This is a genomic window from Faecalicatena faecalis (genome assembly GCF_012524165.2).
In the GTDB taxonomy this organism is placed as follows: Bacteria; Bacillota; Clostridia; order Lachnospirales; family Lachnospiraceae; genus Faecalicatena_A; species Faecalicatena_A faecalis.
Genome location: NZ_JABACJ020000005.1, coordinates 54,740 through 70,635, shown reverse-complemented (window position 1 = coordinate 70,635; position 15,896 = coordinate 54,740). Strand labels below are relative to the sequence as shown.

Annotated in this window: 12 protein-coding genes; all 12 read right to left on the bottom strand. The window is 45.0% G+C overall.

Going from position 1 to position 15,896, the window contains the following annotated elements; all coding sequences use genetic code 11:
• Positions 1-51: 51 nt before the first annotated feature.
• The 12 genes from HGO97_RS07305 to HGO97_RS07250 all read right to left on the bottom strand — a co-directional run bounded on the left by HGO97_RS07305 (position 52) and on the right by HGO97_RS07250 (position 15,734).
• Positions 52-2,751, bottom strand: a complete 2,700-nt coding sequence (locus HGO97_RS07305) for a penicillin-binding transpeptidase domain-containing protein (protein ID WP_216240661.1) — start codon at positions 2,749-2,751, stop codon at positions 52-54.
• A gap of 143 nt (positions 2,752-2,894) precedes the next feature.
• Positions 2,895-3,434 carry a DUF1653 domain-containing protein gene (locus HGO97_RS07300; RefSeq protein WP_216240660.1) on the bottom strand — a complete coding sequence of 180 codons (540 nt, stop codon included), beginning with the start codon at positions 3,432-3,434 and terminating at the stop codon, positions 2,895-2,897.
• A 186-nt stretch (positions 3,435-3,620) separates the two neighbouring features.
• The gene (gene ilvA, locus HGO97_RS07295; protein ID WP_216240659.1) at positions 3,621-4,835 is read right to left on the bottom strand and encodes a threonine ammonia-lyase; all 1,215 of its coding nucleotides are present in this window, start codon (positions 4,833-4,835) and stop codon (positions 3,621-3,623) included.
• A gap of 21 nt (positions 4,836-4,856) precedes the next feature.
• On the bottom strand, positions 4,857-5,798 hold the full coding sequence (gene ftsY / locus HGO97_RS07290) for a signal recognition particle-docking protein FtsY (protein WP_216240658.1): 942 nt from the start codon (positions 5,796-5,798) through the stop codon (positions 4,857-4,859).
• 115 nt (positions 5,799-5,913) lie between these two features.
• Positions 5,914-9,474, bottom strand: coding sequence for a chromosome segregation protein SMC (gene smc, locus HGO97_RS07285; RefSeq protein WP_216240657.1), 3,561 nt, complete (start codon positions 9,472-9,474; stop codon positions 5,914-5,916).
• Positions 9,475-9,486: 12 nt separating this feature from the next.
• A complete protein-coding gene (rnc, locus tag HGO97_RS07280; protein ID WP_216240656.1) occupies positions 9,487-10,176 on the bottom strand; it encodes a ribonuclease III in 690 nt (229 codons plus the stop codon).
• A gap of 65 nt (positions 10,177-10,241) precedes the next feature.
• The gene (acpP, locus tag HGO97_RS07275; protein ID WP_216240655.1) at positions 10,242-10,472 is read right to left on the bottom strand and encodes an acyl carrier protein; all 231 of its coding nucleotides are present in this window, start codon (positions 10,470-10,472) and stop codon (positions 10,242-10,244) included.
• A gap of 25 nt (positions 10,473-10,497) precedes the next feature.
• Positions 10,498-11,526: a phosphate acyltransferase PlsX gene (gene plsX, locus HGO97_RS07270; protein ID WP_216240654.1), complete on the bottom strand. Its 1,029-nt coding sequence runs from the start codon at positions 11,524-11,526 to the stop codon at positions 10,498-10,500.
• 199 nt (positions 11,527-11,725) lie between these two features.
• Positions 11,726-12,256, bottom strand: a complete 531-nt coding sequence (locus tag HGO97_RS07265; protein WP_216240653.1) for a TlpA family protein disulfide reductase — start codon at positions 12,254-12,256, stop codon at positions 11,726-11,728.
• Positions 12,257-12,309: 53 nt separating this feature from the next.
• Positions 12,310-13,833 carry a hypothetical protein gene (locus HGO97_RS07260; protein WP_216240652.1) on the bottom strand — a complete coding sequence of 508 codons (1,524 nt, stop codon included), beginning with the start codon at positions 13,831-13,833 and terminating at the stop codon, positions 12,310-12,312.
• A 21-nt stretch (positions 13,834-13,854) separates the two neighbouring features.
• Positions 13,855-14,343, bottom strand: coding sequence for a hypothetical protein (locus tag HGO97_RS07255; RefSeq protein ID WP_216240651.1), 489 nt, complete (start codon positions 14,341-14,343; stop codon positions 13,855-13,857).
• Positions 14,340-15,734 carry a dicarboxylate/amino acid:cation symporter gene (locus tag HGO97_RS07250; protein WP_216240650.1) on the bottom strand — a complete coding sequence of 465 codons (1,395 nt, stop codon included), beginning with the start codon at positions 15,732-15,734 and terminating at the stop codon, positions 14,340-14,342. The genes HGO97_RS07255 and HGO97_RS07250 overlap by 4 nt, the downstream gene beginning before the upstream one ends.
• Between the last annotated feature and the right edge of the window lie 162 nt (positions 15,735-15,896).

Below are 15,896 nucleotides of genomic sequence, written 5' to 3'. Positions count from 1 at the left end.
CTGAAAGAGAGCACAATTAAATCCTCACGAATCATTTTGGGGCTTTTTATTTTACTGAAAATAGGCTTCAAATATGGTTCTTCCACACTCTACTGCGGGTGTTGCTGTATACCCATTCACAATTCTGACCGCAATTGCGATCTCAGGATCTAAAACGGGGGCATATCCGACAAACAAACCGTGGTCTGGTCTCGTGCTCACTTCCTGTGCTGTCCCCGATTTTCCTGCAGCTGTCCTAGAAAATCCATCAAAGATCCCGGTATTCTGTGCATACCACTCCATCCCCGTATGGACGCTGTCCCACACTTGGGACGGCAGCTTAATCTCACTTTCTATTTTTGTATCCTTCCTAACATCATCCAATTTCTCGATTAAGGAAAGTTGATAGCTGGTCCCTCCATTTGCAAGCGCTGCTGTATACCGCCCAAGCTGCACTGTCGAAAAGTTATTTGTTCCCTGTCCAATTGCAGAGGGAATCGCATACTTATCTGTAATCTGGGGCTCACTTTCTGGAAGCTCGATTCCACTCTTTTTATCCATATCGAACAATTTTGCGTATTTTTGTATTTTCTCCAATGCAAGTTCATCCGAAAATGTCTCGTTTTCCATCATACCCAATCTATAGGATATCTCACATAAATAATCGTTACATGAATTCTGCAGTGCGCTGGCCGCACTCGTCACGCTTTGATGCCCCATAATGTTCCAGCATTTCAGTGGCGGGGACACCTTGTCAAACACACCGTCACAGAAAACCTCTGTGGCGGGAACAATCACCCCCTCTTCCAGACCTGCTATGACCGTGATAGGTTTAAACGTAGAACCTGGGGCCGATAGCTGCTGTGTAGCCCGGTTATATAAAGGAAGAGACTTATTATTCGAGACCTTGAAATAGTAATCATGGTCCATCTGATTCGCCAGTCTGTTATTATCATACCCAGGATAACTCACACATGCCAATACCTTCCCTGTCTTTGTATCGACCACCACCGCGGAACCGGAGCATGGGTCTAATGCCATATCAGCCGGTGTGAGCTCCAATTTCTGTATCTTCTGAATGATCAGATCATAAGTGGACATGACTCCCTGCTGCCAATTCTCGAAATCCCCATCCTGCTTATCCAAGACTCCCTGGTCGTATAGAAGCATACAGACCTGCTCCGGCGTTATCTCATCTGACATCACCATCTGTCCATAAATCATCTTATCAAAATCATAATCAGACCTTAAGGCTTCTATTATATAGTCGACCACCAGATCATAAATCTCCTTTTGTTCTAAGTATGTCTCATCCGTATCCAGCTTTCCCAGATTGATCCATTCCTTATGAATCGCTCCCTGAATATATTCAGACAGGGAGGAACCACCATTTTCCCAATTTGCAAAGATGCCGGCGGAGATATCTATCCGGTCCCACAGAAAAATATCGATATGCTGGGTAATAAACCGCTGATACTTCTTCATATCATCCGGCTGTTCTAAATATCTCGATGAGGGCTCCTTTAATTCCTTCCCAATCCTGGAAAGCACCTCCGCTTTCCTTTCCTGAAATCTCTGTACAATCGCTTTCTCAAGTGAAGAGGCCTCTTCACCTTGAAAATGAGACAAATCAATGACTTCATTCGTCAAAAGAGAGGTATAGACATCATAGACTGGAATCCGAATTTCTGTCGCATCATTTACTGCCGTCTTATCGAAGCTCTTTGCATTGATGATATTCTCCAGTAAAAGATCGGCGATTTTTCGTTCCAGAGCGTTGTATGTCTTTTTTTGCAGCTCAATATCGATGCTAAGATACACATCCTTCCCTGACTGCGGCTCCTTTACTACCCCTGCATCAAGAGTAGTTCTACCCACATTATCCACAAAGACCTCCTGTTTTCCATCTTTCCCCTGCAGAATATCTTCCAGGTACTGCTCCATTCCCGATTTTCCTACAATAGAATTGATGGAATATCCTTTTCCTTCTTTTTCCTTTAACTCGTCTGTAGAAATGGTTCCTGTGTATCCGAGAATAGATGCACAGGCTTCGCCCCCTTCATAGACTCTGATGCTGTCCTCCTCGATATTCACTCCTTCCATCTCTGATTGGTTTTCCATCACCGCAGCGGCAGTTTCCTGGGAAACATTCCTGGCGGTCGTAATGGGCAGGTATTTCTGATAGGTCTGCAAAAACAAAGAATATCTCACACTCAGAAGATCCAGCAATGCCTTCTTCTCCATTTTTTTAGGCAGCCCATATTCTTTTCTCTCTTTTTTGGTATATACCATCCCATTTTCAGAAAAGACACAGAACTTCTCATCACTGGAAAGATATTCTATGATTTCTTCTGCTGTCGCATTCTTTTGTTTTTCATCCAAATCTTCAATCTCAGGCTTTCCATAAATATCTGCCTTGAAGCGGTCCAATGAGAATCCCCTGTCTGTAAATTGATATTCTCCATTTCGCCCTACTTCAATCTTTAAGCTGTTCTCAATTGAATCTCCATACTTCTTGATCAGGGATATCATATGATAGATTTTACCATTCAGACTCAACTGTCGCTCTCGTACAGTATCATACTCAACAGCATCCGCAAAGGTAACTGAATAAGCTAACTGATTCCTTGCAAGGGCCTTCCCATTTCGGTCATAGATATTCCCTCTGGTTCCTTTAAGCAGAATCTCCCTCTTTGTCTTTAGATTAAAGTTTTTGACATAATCCTCACCACGAACAATCTGCAGCTGGAACAATCGTCCTACTAAAATCATAAATAGAACTCCGAAGAAAATAAATAGAACGGATAATCTGTGTATATTTTTCTTGTGCATTTTTATCTCCTACAATTGTAATATTTGTCTATATACTACATTTGTAAGATATAAATGTCAAGTGAATTTTATACTTGGTAAAATTATCTTAACCTGCCTGTCTCATATTTGATCTTTACCCGCAGATAGCTCATGAGTTCTTCAAACCTAAGTTCCGTTGTTTTTTCTGTGATTGTGCATCCGATACTCTCTCCCGCGGTCAGCAAAAAGGAATCTGTAACCTCCGATCTGTGTTGATAAAGATATCTGAGCTTCTCCTCATTTGTCCTGCAGTCCAGAAATTGGAAAATAAGCGGAATCTGATTCAAATCGTCAGAATGATCTTCTTCTTCTCTTTCACCATCTGATCCATAAGCTTCGCACTCCTGCATCCCGGCATCCCTTTTGACTCTGCCTGTTAATTCAAACCGATATCTCTGTTCTGCGTTTGGATACTTCTCCTTGTCTACAGGACTTAAGAACATATTAAGCGGTCGTGCATAGACCTTATGTGTGCCATACATAGCCCTATAGATCACTAATTCTTCCTCTGTCTCCGTATGGATGGCGATATCTAGTATCAGATACCTTCTGCCTTTAAAATGTGTATATATTTCACCTGGCTTGGGTCTTTTGCGTTCCATAGCATACCTCACTTTTCTTTTTTGATTTATCATATTCTAATCCATCCGAATGTCTAAAACCAGACCTTTTGCAGATTTTTATTCCATTCTTTATAGATTATTTAGAAACAGTTTTCTATATTTCTTAAATAAAAAGCGCCGGCACACTACTTTTCCTTTGTGTGCCGGCTGCGTATCTTACTTCATTTAGTATAGTTTTGCACTGATCAGTTTCGGACGGAATCCTTTTGCCTCCAGTGCATCCAAAATTTTATGCTTATGCTCTGTGCCGAACGCCTCCATAGTAATTCTCAACTCCACGGCAGCATTTCTGTTCGTGCTTACAAACTGGTTGTGCTCCAATTTAATGACATTGCCCTGTGCATCCGCAATCGTGGAGGCAACGCTTACCAGCTCACCCGGTTTATCTGGAAGCAGAACAGATACAGAGAAGATTCTGTCTCTCTGAATCAGACCATGCTGTACGATCGAGGCCATCGTAATTACATCCATATTGCCGCCGCTTAAGACGCAGACTACTTTCTTTCCTTTACATTCTAACTGTTTTAAGGCAGCTACAGAAAGAAGACCTGAATTCTCGACCACCATCTTATGATTCTCTACCATATCGAGGAAGGCTCCGATCAGCTCATCATCCTCCACCAGAAGAATATCGTCCACATTTTCCTGGACATACGGAAGATTCTGGACTCCGACTGCCTTTACTGCAGTACCATCTGCAATCGTATTGGCGCTGTCTAATGCCACGACCTCTCCGGCCTTTAATGCTGCGGTCATGCTGGCTGCCTCTGCCGGCTCCACACCGATGACCTTGATCTTCGGATTCAGCATTTTTGCGAGGGTGGCAACTCCTGTAATCAGTCCGCCCCCGCCAATTGGTACAAGGATGTAATCGACCGTGGGCAGCTCCTGTACGATTTCCATGGCAATGGTTCCCTGTCCTGTGGCAACATCCAAATCATCGAAAGGATGTACAAAGGTGTAACCTTCTTTCTCTGCCAGCTCATATGCATAAGCACATGCATCATCATACACATCCCCGTGAAGAATCACCTCCGCCCCATAACTCTTGGTACGGTTCACCTTAATGAGCGGGGTCACGGTAGGCATTACGATGGTCGCTTTACAGCCATACTTCTTTGCGGCATAGGCAACACCCTGGGCATGATTTCCTGCTGATGCAGTGATCAGGCCCTTCTGTCTCTCTTCCTCTGACAGAGTGCTGATCTTGTAGTAGGCTCCGCGCAGCTTATATGCTCCGGTATGCTGCATATTTTCCGGCTTTAGGTATACTTTACCGCCGGTCTGTTCGCTTAAATAGTCGCTGTACACCAATTTGGTCGGGTTGGTCACCTGTTTTACGAGTTCACTTGCTTCCTCAAACTTCTCTAACGTTAACATTTTACCCCTTCTTTCTGTCCGCTATTCCTCTTCTTTTGCCTCGCTGTAGAATAACGCATTCACAAATTCATCTGCATCAAATTTCTGTAAGTCGTCAATGGACTCGCCGACTCCGATATATTTTACCGGGATTCCCAGCTCAGCCTGGATAGCTACCGCGATTCCACCCTTTGCCGTGCCGTCCATCTTGGTCAGGATGACCCCTGTGATATCTGCCACTTCGTTAAATTCCCGCGCCTGGGCCAGTGCATTCTGCCCGGTCGTCGCATCCAGCACGACCAATGTCTCTTTATATGCCTCCGGGTATTCCCGCTCTATGACACGATTGATTTTTCTTAACTCTTCCATCAGGTTCTTTTTGTTATGAAGACGCCCTGCGGTATCACACAGAAGAATATCTGCCTTCCTTGCCTTGGCTGCTGCTGCCGCATCGTATACGACAGATGCCGGGTCTGCACCCTCCTGTCCGCCGATCATCTCCACCTCAGCACGGTTGGCCCATTCTTTTAACTGTTCTCCTGCTGCCGCACGGAACGTATCTGCCGCCGCCAGAATGACCTTCTTGTGCTGGGCATGAAACTTCCCTGCCAGCTTTCCTATCGTCGTAGTCTTACCCACACCGTTGACACCGATGACAAAGACGACGGAAGTCTTGTCCTCGAATTCATAGGCCGTCTCTCCCACATCCATCTGCTCCTTGATACTATCGATCAACAACTGTCTGCATTCCATCGGCTCCTTGATGTGCTGTTCTTTGACCTTCTCTTTTAAATTCTCAATGATCTCCATGGTGGTGTTGACTCCCAGATCCCCCATGATAAGCGTTTCCTCAAGCTCTTCATAGAACTCATCATCTATTTTCGAAAAGCCGTGGAAAATACTGTCCATCCCTGAAACGATATTATCTCTCGTCTTAGTAAGACCGGATACGAGCCGTTTAAAAAAGCCCTGTTTTTCTTCCATCTCTCTCCTCCATCTACCTTTCCTTTTTATCTGCTCTCATCGACCGTCTAATTCATCTCTCATCAGACAATCAATTCTGCACCTTCTGATCATATCTCCAGCTTAGCCGCACTCCCTATTTATCCAGGGAATCCTCCAGCAGGTCCACGGATACCAGAGTAGATACCCCCTTCTCCTGCATCGTAATACCATAGAGCCTGTCCGCCGCGGTCATTGTCCCTCTTCTATGGGTGATGACAATGAACTGCGTATTCTTGGTCAGTTTATGTAAATACTGAGCAAAGCGGGTAACATTGCTGTCATCCAGGGCTGCCTCGATCTCATCCAGCAGACAGAATGGAGACGGCTTTAAGTTCTGAATGGCGAACAAAAGTGAAATCGCTGTCAGCGCCTTCTCCCCACCGGAAAGCTGCATCATATTCTGGAGCTTTTTGCCCGGCGGCTGTGCGATGATACGAATTCCAGCCTCCAGTATATCCTCATCCTCCATCAGCTCTAAGGTTCCCTTTCCGCCCCCAAAAAGCTGCTTAAATACGCTGTCGAACTCCTTGGATATCAATGCGAACTGTTCCTCGAACTGTTTGCGCATCGCCCCATCCAGCTCCTCAATAATCTTGACCAGAGTTGCCTCTGCTTCGATTAGATCGTCATGCTGTCCCTTAAGGAATTCGTAACGCTCGGACACATTTTTGTAATCCTCAATGGCATTGACATTGACATCTCCCAGCTTTTTGATCTCTCCCTTGAGCGTCTGAATCTGACGCTTCATGTAAGACAAGTCTGTGAGGTTTACATTACGCAGTTCTAATGCATGGTTGTAGGTGATTTCATATTCCTCCCACATGTAGTTGATCTGCTTCTCGCTTGCTTCCTCATAAGACTCTCTCCGGCTGCTCAGCCTAAAACACTCCTTGTCCAGTTCTGACATCTGTTTCGAGAGTTCCTCTCTTTTTCCAAGAAATGCCTTGTGCTTCTGGTTCAGCTCATCTCGCTTTGCGACCTGGCTTTTAATCTCTGCCTCGATCTCTGCGAACAGCTCCTTGGAGTTCTCTATCGTCTCTCTTAAATCCCGGATCTTATCTTCCTTCTCCTTAATTTCTTCGGATGCGTTGCCCTTGTTGATATCCAGTTCTTTTAATTCTGCTTCGAATTTCTCTATCTCCTCCTGGATACGGGCCGAATTCTCCAGAATGAAAACATTCTGCTGTTCCAGACTCGCCAAGGAAAGATGCACTTCCTCCGACCGCTTTAACTGTACAGCCTCCTGTTCTTTATCCAGTTCCAGGCTCTTCTGCAGCTCTTCGATCTTCTGGTTCAGCTCCTTTTCCAGAGCCTCGGATGCTTCCAGCTCCATCTGGATAGAATCCTCATTATCCAAGAGCTCCTGGAGTCTGGCTTCCAATGTCTCCTGCTCTTTTAGATAATTGTCATATCGCTCTTTTGCCTCGCGCTGTCTGGTCAGTACCTGTTCCAGATTCATCTTTGCCGTATTCTCTACGACGGATGCCTTCCTTAACTTCTGCTGAATCTCGTCGATGATGCTGTAACATGCGGCACGCTTTGCCTTGATCTCATTGACTGCACTCTCGCAGTCATCCATATCCTTTTTCAGCATCTTCACCGTCTGCTCGAATTCCTCGATTTCACGACGCCTGCTCAACAGATTGCTGGAATTCTTAAAGGCACCTCCTGTCATGGAGCCACCCGGATTGATCAGTTCCCCCTCCAGGGTAACCAAACGAAGAGACTGCTTGTATTTTCTGGCAAGCCTGATTCCATGGTCAATGTGTTCGACCACGATCGTTCTTCCCAAAAGCTGTTCTGCCAGCCCCTGGAACCTGGGCTCTACATGGACCAGTGTATTCGCAAGACCGATGACCCCCGGCTCTTTTAATGCCTCAGACTGCCGGATGCCACCTCCCCCATGCATGCTGGTCAGAGGTAAGAAGGTCGCCCGTCCAAATTTGTTCTGCTTTAGGTATGCGATCATACGCTTTGCAGTCTCCTCATTGTCTGTGACAATGTTCTGGATACTGCCTCCCAGCGCCGTCTCCACGGCGATTTCATACTCCTTATCTACCTTGATAATATCCGCTACGACGCCGATCAGCCCTTTTTCTCTGTCCTTGTTGCTCATGACCTTCCGAATACTGTTGCCATATCCGTCATAGCGCTCTGTAATATTCTTTAAAGACTCCAGCCTTGAAGACTCTCTGTGATATGCAGTCTGTCCAATCCGAAGCTGTTCCTGCTTTTTTGTAAGCTCCTGCTGAAGCTGATCGATCTCCTGCTCATTTACCTGTATCTGCTCGGTATATCCTGCAATTTCTTCTGAGATTCTATTGAGCTCTTCCTCATACGTAGCAAGCACAGCATTCTGCTTTTCTGCCTCTGAGGAGACTTCTATGATCTTCCTTCCTATCTCCGCTCTCCTTGTGGTGATCTGCTCCTGGGTCGTATCATAATGCTGAATCTTAGCCTTGGTCGATGCTCTGTTGTTCAACAGTTCCATGATCTCAGCCTTATTCTGCTCAATCTGCGTCGTCTGGCCGGCAATACGGGTCTGGACATCAATCAGAGCTTCCTTTGCCTGTGCATCATTCTTGGTCGCGGCCTCCAGCCTGCCTCTCACCTGTGTCTTCTCACGCTCCAGCTCTTCCTGCTGCGCCTTTCTTGTCTCGATCTCCACCCGGATCGTACCCAGACGGTTATCATAGTGTTCATCATTCATGCGGACCGTATTGATCTGCTCTTTTAAGACGTTGATCTGCCCCTCTAGCTGCTGCTTTAAAAGGGTGGTCTCATTGAGCTGTCCCTTTGCCTTCTCGATGGAAAAATCGATCTCATCTACTTCTTCCTCGATTGCCTCATATTCGGTCTTCATGTTCTCATACTTGATGTTTGTTTCTTCCAGCTCGTCATTGGCGATCTTAAGCTTCCCGTCAACGTCCCTGATCTGGTCCTTGATACGCTCTGTTTCCAACAGGAACATGTTGATATCGTAAGTCTTCAATTCTTCTTTCTTTTTTAGATACTCCCTTGCGACCTCAGACTGCCGCTTTAACGGTCCGATCTGTTTCTCCAGCTCTGCCAGGATATCATTGACACGGGTCAGATTCATCCGCTCATCTTCCAGCTTTTTCAAGGAAAGATTCTTACGACGTTTGAATTTTACGATTCCGGCTGCCTCGTCGAATAGTTCTCGGCGCTCTTCCGGCTTTCCACTCAAGATCTTATCGATCTGCCCCTGTCCGATTATGGAGTAGCCTTCTTTCCCGATTCCCGTATCATAGAACATCTCATTGATATCCTTTAAACGGCATCCAGCTCCATTGATCAGGTACTCACTCTCCCCGGAACGATACAGTTTCCTTGTGACCGTCACCTCTTCGTACTCCACGGGGAGCTGATGGTCTGAATTATCCAGTGTGATCGCAACAGATGCATAACTTAGCGGCTTCCTGTTCTCCGTACCCGAAAAAATAACGTCCTGCATGGTACCGCCTCGAAGCTGCTTGACTCTCTGCTCTCCGAGGACCCAGCGCACCGCATCCGCGACATTGCTCTTTCCACTGCCGTTCGGGCCCACGATTCCGGTAATTCCATTGTGAAACTCGAACTTGATTTTATTGGCAAAAGACTTAAAGCCCTGTACCTCTATGCTTTTTAAATACATATAACACCTGCTTTATTTTTCTTTTCTTAATTCCAGGATTGCCTTGTATGCTGCCTCCTGCTCTGCGGCTTTCTTCGTCCTGCCTTTTCCGATGCCGAACCCTTTACCGCCTATCTGGACCTCCACAAAGAATGACTTATTATGGTCCGGACCTTCCTCTTTGACAAGATGGTAGGAAATTGCTCCTTCCAGCTTTGCCTGCACGATTTCCTGCAAAATAGTCTTGCTATCGAAAAAGAGCTTTTTATTTTCTAAATCCGTCAGTATGAACCGATGAATAAACTCTTTTGCATTAGTAAAACCACCGTCCAGATAAATCGCTCCGATCAATGCTTCCATTGCATCCGAAGTGATGGAATCCCTCTGTCTTCCTCCGGTCGCCTCTTCTCCTTTTCCCAGGAGCAGATAAGACCCCAGGTCGATATCCCTCGCACAAAAGGCCAGTGCCGGTTCACATACCATGCTTGCCCTCGTCTTGGTCAATTCACCTTCTGATACCTTCGGGGAATCTAAAAACAAATATTCACTGGATACCAGCTCCAACACCGCGTCTCCCAAAAATTCCAAGCGCTCATTACAATGGTGCTTCTCCAGATGCTTCTCATTGGTATATGAGCTGTGCATCATCGCATGACGCAGCAGTGAAAAATCCTGAAACTGATACCCTATTTTTTTTTCCAATTCTTTTAAACTATCGCTCATTTCCTTCTCCCATTAAAATGAAAAAGCCCATAGGGGCTTTTTCATATGCTGCCTGTTATTCCCTTTTATTCTACAACCTTCTTGATCTGCTCGATCGCATCTCCAACTGTCACGATCTTCTCTGCTTCATCGTTGTCAATCTCAATGTCGAATTCTTCTTCAATTCCCATGATTATCTGGAAAATGTCTAATGAATCTGCTCCCAAATCATCTACAAATGTCGTCTCCATGTGAATGTCGTCCTTAGAAACGTTTAATACGTCTGCAATAATTTCTTGTAATTTTTCAAATTCCATAGTCCTCTTCCCTTTCTTCGTTACATTAATCTTCTTTTTTTTCTTCCTGCGCCGGTGAAATCACGTCTCTTATCTTCTCATTGATCCGCTGTTCCTTAAATGTGACGCATTGAATAATTGAATTACACACTTCTTTTGAAGTAGAACTTCCATGTGTCTTGACAACCAGCCCATTGAGCCCTAGCAGCGGCGCGCCGCCGTATTCACTGGCATCAAAGTCTTTTAATGTGGCCTTCAGCGCCGGTTTCACGAGAAGTGCCCCGATCTTGCTGCGCAGGGATGTCATCATACTTCCCTTGATTTTCTTGATCAGAGTACCGCCGACTCCCTCATACAGCTTGAGGATCACATTCCCAACGAACGCCTCGCACACTACAACATCTACGGCGCCTGACGGAATATCCCTGGCTTCCACACTTCCCACAAAATTGATATCCTTACATTCTTTCAGCAGCGGGAACGTCTCCTTTACCAGTGCATTTCCTTTTTCTTCCTCCGCACCGATATTCACGATACCGACGGTCGGGTTCTTCTTCCCGATGATATTCTCCATATAGATGGAACCCATCTTTGCGAACTGTACAAGATGAGAAGGTCTTGCATCGACATTCGCGCCACAGTCGATCAATAAGGAGACTCCTTTAGCTGTGGGAATCAACGGAGCCAGAGGTGGTCTTTCCACACCCTTGATCCTTCCTACGATCACCTGGCCTCCGACCAGGATCGCACCTGAACTGCCGGCAGACACGAATGCATCAGCCTCGCCCTTCTTCACCAGATTCATGGCCACGACGATGGAAGAATCCTTCTTCCTGCGGATTGCCATGACCGGCGGCTCTGCCGTCTCAATAACTTCTGTGGCATTGACGATCTCAATCTGGTCTTTGGGATACGTATATTCTGATAACGCCTTCTCAAGCAGCTCTTCTGGTCCTGTCATCAGGATCTTAATATCACCTCTTTGCTTCACGGCCTCCACTGCACCTTTGATCATCTCTCCCGGTGCGTTGTCACCGCCCATTGCATCCAAGGCAACTCTTGTAATCTCAGACATTTCTCTTCCTCCTAACGCTACTGCATTAATTCTACTAAACATCATTATAAAAATCAATAACAATTTGGAAATTATTACAGCGGGTGCACAGGGCCCTAAAACCTTACAGAAATAAATTTGCACACGAAGTCTGAAAATCAAGAAAGAGAGTAAATACACCTGCTTGCTTTATTCGGTGCATTCACTCCCTCTTTCATCCCTATTGTCCATACGCTTCAGAAAGCGCTTGTTTATAGATTTTGTATTGCTTGTCAGCATTTTGGGCACCAACAAATACTGCCGTCACCCGCCCATCTTTACCGATGATCAGTGTGTATGGTATCCCAACACTGGGATATTTGCTGCTCACTTCACTATCCTCATCATAACCTACAGGAAAGTGATAATTTTGTTTTTCAATAAATTGATCTGCCGTCTCCTTACTTTCTGCGGTATTGACTGCTATGATCTGTATTTTATCACCATACTCTTCATACAGTTTCTCAAGTGCCGGCATTTCATTTACACATGCAGAGCACCATGTTGCCCAAAAGTTCAAAAGCACGACCCGGCCTTCATTTTCAGAGAGGGAGAATATGCTTCCATCGTTTAATTCAATCTTAAAATCTGGAGCCTCACTCCCTTTTGAAAGCTCTGGATTCTGGATAGCTTGCTTTTGGCCACAGCCGATGCAGACTACGATGCAAATGCATGATATCAATGCCAGCATGATTCTTCTGACTCGCTTCATTTTATATCTTTCTCCTTGTTTCCAGAAACGCAAAAGACCTCTGTTGATGTACTTTATTCCTCTACTTCTATTCCTGCATGCTCAGCATAGCTTTGAAAAACTGCAGATATCTGATCGGAGCAGGCCGCAGCATTCTTCTCTGTGCCGATATAGTATCTCTTTTCGCTATCCAGCGTGTATGGCAGTTCCGCAAAAGCTGTGATCGGTGCGATGAATCCATCCGTATCCTTTGCGTCCTTATTATAGACGAACAGATAAGGGGTCTGGACAAGAGCATATCCGTCTTCTGTTGTTTTTGCAGCAGTCAGATTGGTAAGATGTCTGTCAATCAGATTCGTATACATTTTAATGATAGGAGAATCTTCCACGCATATATTGGTCGTCTGCTTGTATCCCCATTTATCTGTCGTGATTCCGCCGTCGATCTGTGGATCGTACATGTACACACGGATGTTGTTTTTCACTGCATAATCATTGATTTTACCGATGACTGCCCGTGTCTTTTCGCTTCCCGGTCCTCCCATGAGCACAATAGCATTTCCATCTTCATCCAACAGCCATTCCAATTGACGGTATGTAACAGGATAAACATTGATCTGCTCATCCTTCTTAAAAATTTCCTTCCCGTAGCTGTTGAATGCATCACGCATATACGCTTCTTTTGTATAATGAGAAAGCTCGATCTGATTTGTCTTGATATAATCGAACATTTTTTTCAAGCGTTCGTTATACTCATCCGTGATGTATTTCCTGACAGGATTTCCGTCCTCATCGAGTACGGGATTTCCTTCCTCATCTGTCTCCTTGACGTAGAGACCTTCTGCATCACGTTCAACCATTTCCTCAAAGGCGTACACAATCGGACATTTACCGCTCGTATTACCGGAATCACTGTTATCAACCGTATTATCCTTATTATAAAGGAAAATAATTGGCTGCTGAAGTCTTCCCACGGTCACTTCCTTCCCCTCTGCATTCGTATAGGAAAGTGCAGTGTCATCATCCTTTGGATATGCGATCCAGTCGTCTAAGTTTGTAAGATATCTGGATACAAATTCACCATACATATAGTTATACTTTGTTCCCAATGTTGTCTTTTCGTTGGACATACGGACGAACATGGAACCATCATCTCCATTGTCTACGTTAAAGTCATAGGAATAAATCGTGTCTATCCCGTATTCCTTAGCATATTTGTTTACTGAAGGACTCAGGGCACGGCTGTTATGGCACCAGGAACCACTCAACTGAATCAAGAAGTTTCCTTCCTGGTTCAGCAGATTGATCAGTTGATCATAACTGATATCCTGAAATACGATTTCTTTGTCTTCAAAGGTATCGATTCCACCCTGACGCTCCATATCTGCCCTGGAATGTGCATTGAAATCCCCGAATGCATATTCCTTCTCAAAATCAAAATCCGGCGAGGAGAGCTGTGCGGTCACATTCTCTAACGTCTCCTTCTTCTGATCTTTGTTCTGGCTGGCTGTACTGCCCTCCTGGCTGGTTCCGCAGCCAGATAGCACTGAGACTGTCATTGCAGCAACAAGAACAGCCGAGATTAATTTATTTTTCATCTGAAATCTCCTCCTGTCTTCTTAACACATCGGAATCGATACTTCTTCGGAGGCTCCGCCTGTACCGCCTGTTGATGTATATTCATTCTCAAGTGCTGCCAGGTCGGCATAATTCTCAACTAGAGCATACTGGTCTGCTGTCAGATACTGATCGACCACCTCTCTTGCCTCTTCTACATATTTCTTTACATCATCCGAAGAATATCCTTCTACTGTTTTTCTTGCATCTGCAACGCTGGCTGCTTTGATAGCAAGTCGTGCGTACTCAATTTTCGCTGCATCAAAGTCTTCCATGTGATTGATTCTTTCTTTTAAGTCAAAATTCGGATCCAATGCATTGTAGTATTCTACTGCACGGTCGATTTTTGCTTTACATTCATCTGTGTATGTGACCTCACCGATATTTTCAATAGCAGTATTGGTCCTTGTGACTGAAGCCTTTACGGAAAATACAGAAAGTCCCAGGCATACAATCGCAGCTACAATTAATGCAATCGTTGATTTTTTCATGATGCCTGTCCCTCCTTTTTATTCGTTCTGCCTTCTTCTGCATTGAAGACGCTGTCATCTAAAAGATCTGTCTTACGTGCGACAACTGCGGCTGTTACATTCGCACCGACAACGTTGGTCAGCGTACGCACCATATCGGAAATGCTGTTAATTGGAATCAGCAGTACGACTGCGGCAATCGGAAGGTTCACAGCACTGAAAAGTGAAACTGCTGTAACGACTCCAATCCCCGGCATCCCGGCGCTTCCCATAGATAGGACCAGACACATAAAACACATGATCAGATATTGACTGACTTCCCAGTGCTGTCCTGTGGCATTGAGATAGAACATCGCAAGCAGAATCGGCCAGATACAGGTACATCCTGCCATACCGATCGTGGTCCCGAGCGGTGCCGTAAAGTTAGCTACCTCTTCGTCCACGCCGACCTTGCGAATCAGTCGGTCAATTGTAATAGGAAGAGATCCCACACTGCTCTGAGTCGTAAAGGCGGTTGCCTGCGCGTCGAATGTCTTCTTAAAAAATTTAACAGGGCTTAATTTTGCCGCGAACTTTAAGATAATTGCATTGACACCATACGTCTGGACAAGGCAGACCACATAAATCATAGCGACAAGAAGGATCACCTGTACAAGTGCCTCTTTATCACTTAAAAGCTGACTCGCAGAGATTGCTGTCAGACAGAGCACTGCATACGGTGTCAGGTCGATCACATAGGAAAGAATGTAGAAAATGATTTTCTTCATCCCTTCGATCAGATCCTTAAACGTCTTGACCTTGTCTTCTCCTTCTTCTGATGAGACACTGACATATGCGACTGCAACTGCGACTGCTATGATAATAATAGCAACAATATTATCTGCCGCCAGATCCCCTACGATATTCGTAGGAAACAGCTTTAAGAGAATCTGATCAAAAGACGTCTCCATCTCCTGATAGGCCTCTAATGTAGAACCTGCGACGCTGGAGATATCGGAAAATACTGCTCCTGCCCCTCTCCCGATCTGTGTCAGGCCCCCAAATATTACTGTGATCACAATCGCGATCGCTGATGAAAGCATCAGCCAGAATACGGATTTTGTTCCGATCCTTTTCATTTTTTCCTTGTCGTTCAACTGAATCAGCCCGGAAATGACTGATACCAGGATGACTGGAGCAACTAATGCTGTGATGAGATTAACATACACATCCCCAATCAGGGCGAGCCATGTCATATAAGAGTTTCCTTCGGAAGCAAACACGATTCCGACTACCGCTCCCATCACCATACTGATCAGAATCACAAAAGTCCAATTTACCTTGTATGCGATCCAGTTAAGCGCTTTGAACAAAAGCAAAGCAATTACCAGCACAAGCAATGCAATCCAGTTTACACTAAGAAGTGCATCCATTGAAAAACCTCCTCTTATCTTTAGATATATAGCACAACTTGTATCGTAAAGGAGGCAGGAAAATAAAGCAAATTGATTTTTTGCATATGTATATTTTATTTTTCTATATTTTATATGCAATTGACACATTTCCATTGACTTTTATCACATGAAAAAAGGCCT

Coding starts and splice junctions, on each gene's coding strand:
- HGO97_RS07305 (WP_216240661.1), bottom strand. CDS start 2,751: ATGATTTTAGTAGGACGATTGTTCCAGCTGCAGATTGTTCGTGGTGAG.
- HGO97_RS07300 (WP_216240660.1), bottom strand. CDS start 3,434: ATGGAACGCAAAAGACCCAAGCCAGGTGAAATATATACACATTTTAAA.
- ilvA (WP_216240659.1), bottom strand. CDS start 4,835: ATGTTAACGTTAGAGAAGTTTGAGGAAGCAAGTGAACTCGTAAAACAG.
- ftsY (WP_216240658.1), bottom strand. CDS start 5,798: ATGGAAGAAAAACAGGGCTTTTTTAAACGGCTCGTATCCGGTCTTACT.
- smc (WP_216240657.1), bottom strand. CDS start 9,474: ATGTATTTAAAAAGCATAGAGGTACAGGGCTTTAAGTCTTTTGCCAAT.
- rnc (WP_216240656.1), bottom strand. CDS start 10,176: ATGAGCGATAGTTTAAAAGAATTGGAAAAAAAAATAGGGTATCAGTTT.
- acpP (WP_216240655.1), bottom strand. CDS start 10,472: ATGGAATTTGAAAAATTACAAGAAATTATTGCAGACGTATTAAACGTT.
- plsX (WP_216240654.1), bottom strand. CDS start 11,526: ATGTCTGAGATTACAAGAGTTGCCTTGGATGCAATGGGCGGTGACAAC.
- HGO97_RS07265 (WP_216240653.1), bottom strand. CDS start 12,256: ATGAAGCGAGTCAGAAGAATCATGCTGGCATTGATATCATGCATTTGC.
- HGO97_RS07260 (WP_216240652.1), bottom strand. CDS start 13,833: ATGAAAAATAAATTAATCTCGGCTGTTCTTGTTGCTGCAATGACAGTC.
- HGO97_RS07255 (WP_216240651.1), bottom strand. CDS start 14,343: ATGAAAAAATCAACGATTGCATTAATTGTAGCTGCGATTGTATGCCTG.
- HGO97_RS07250 (WP_216240650.1), bottom strand. CDS start 15,734: ATGGATGCACTTCTTAGTGTAAACTGGATTGCATTGCTTGTGCTGGTA.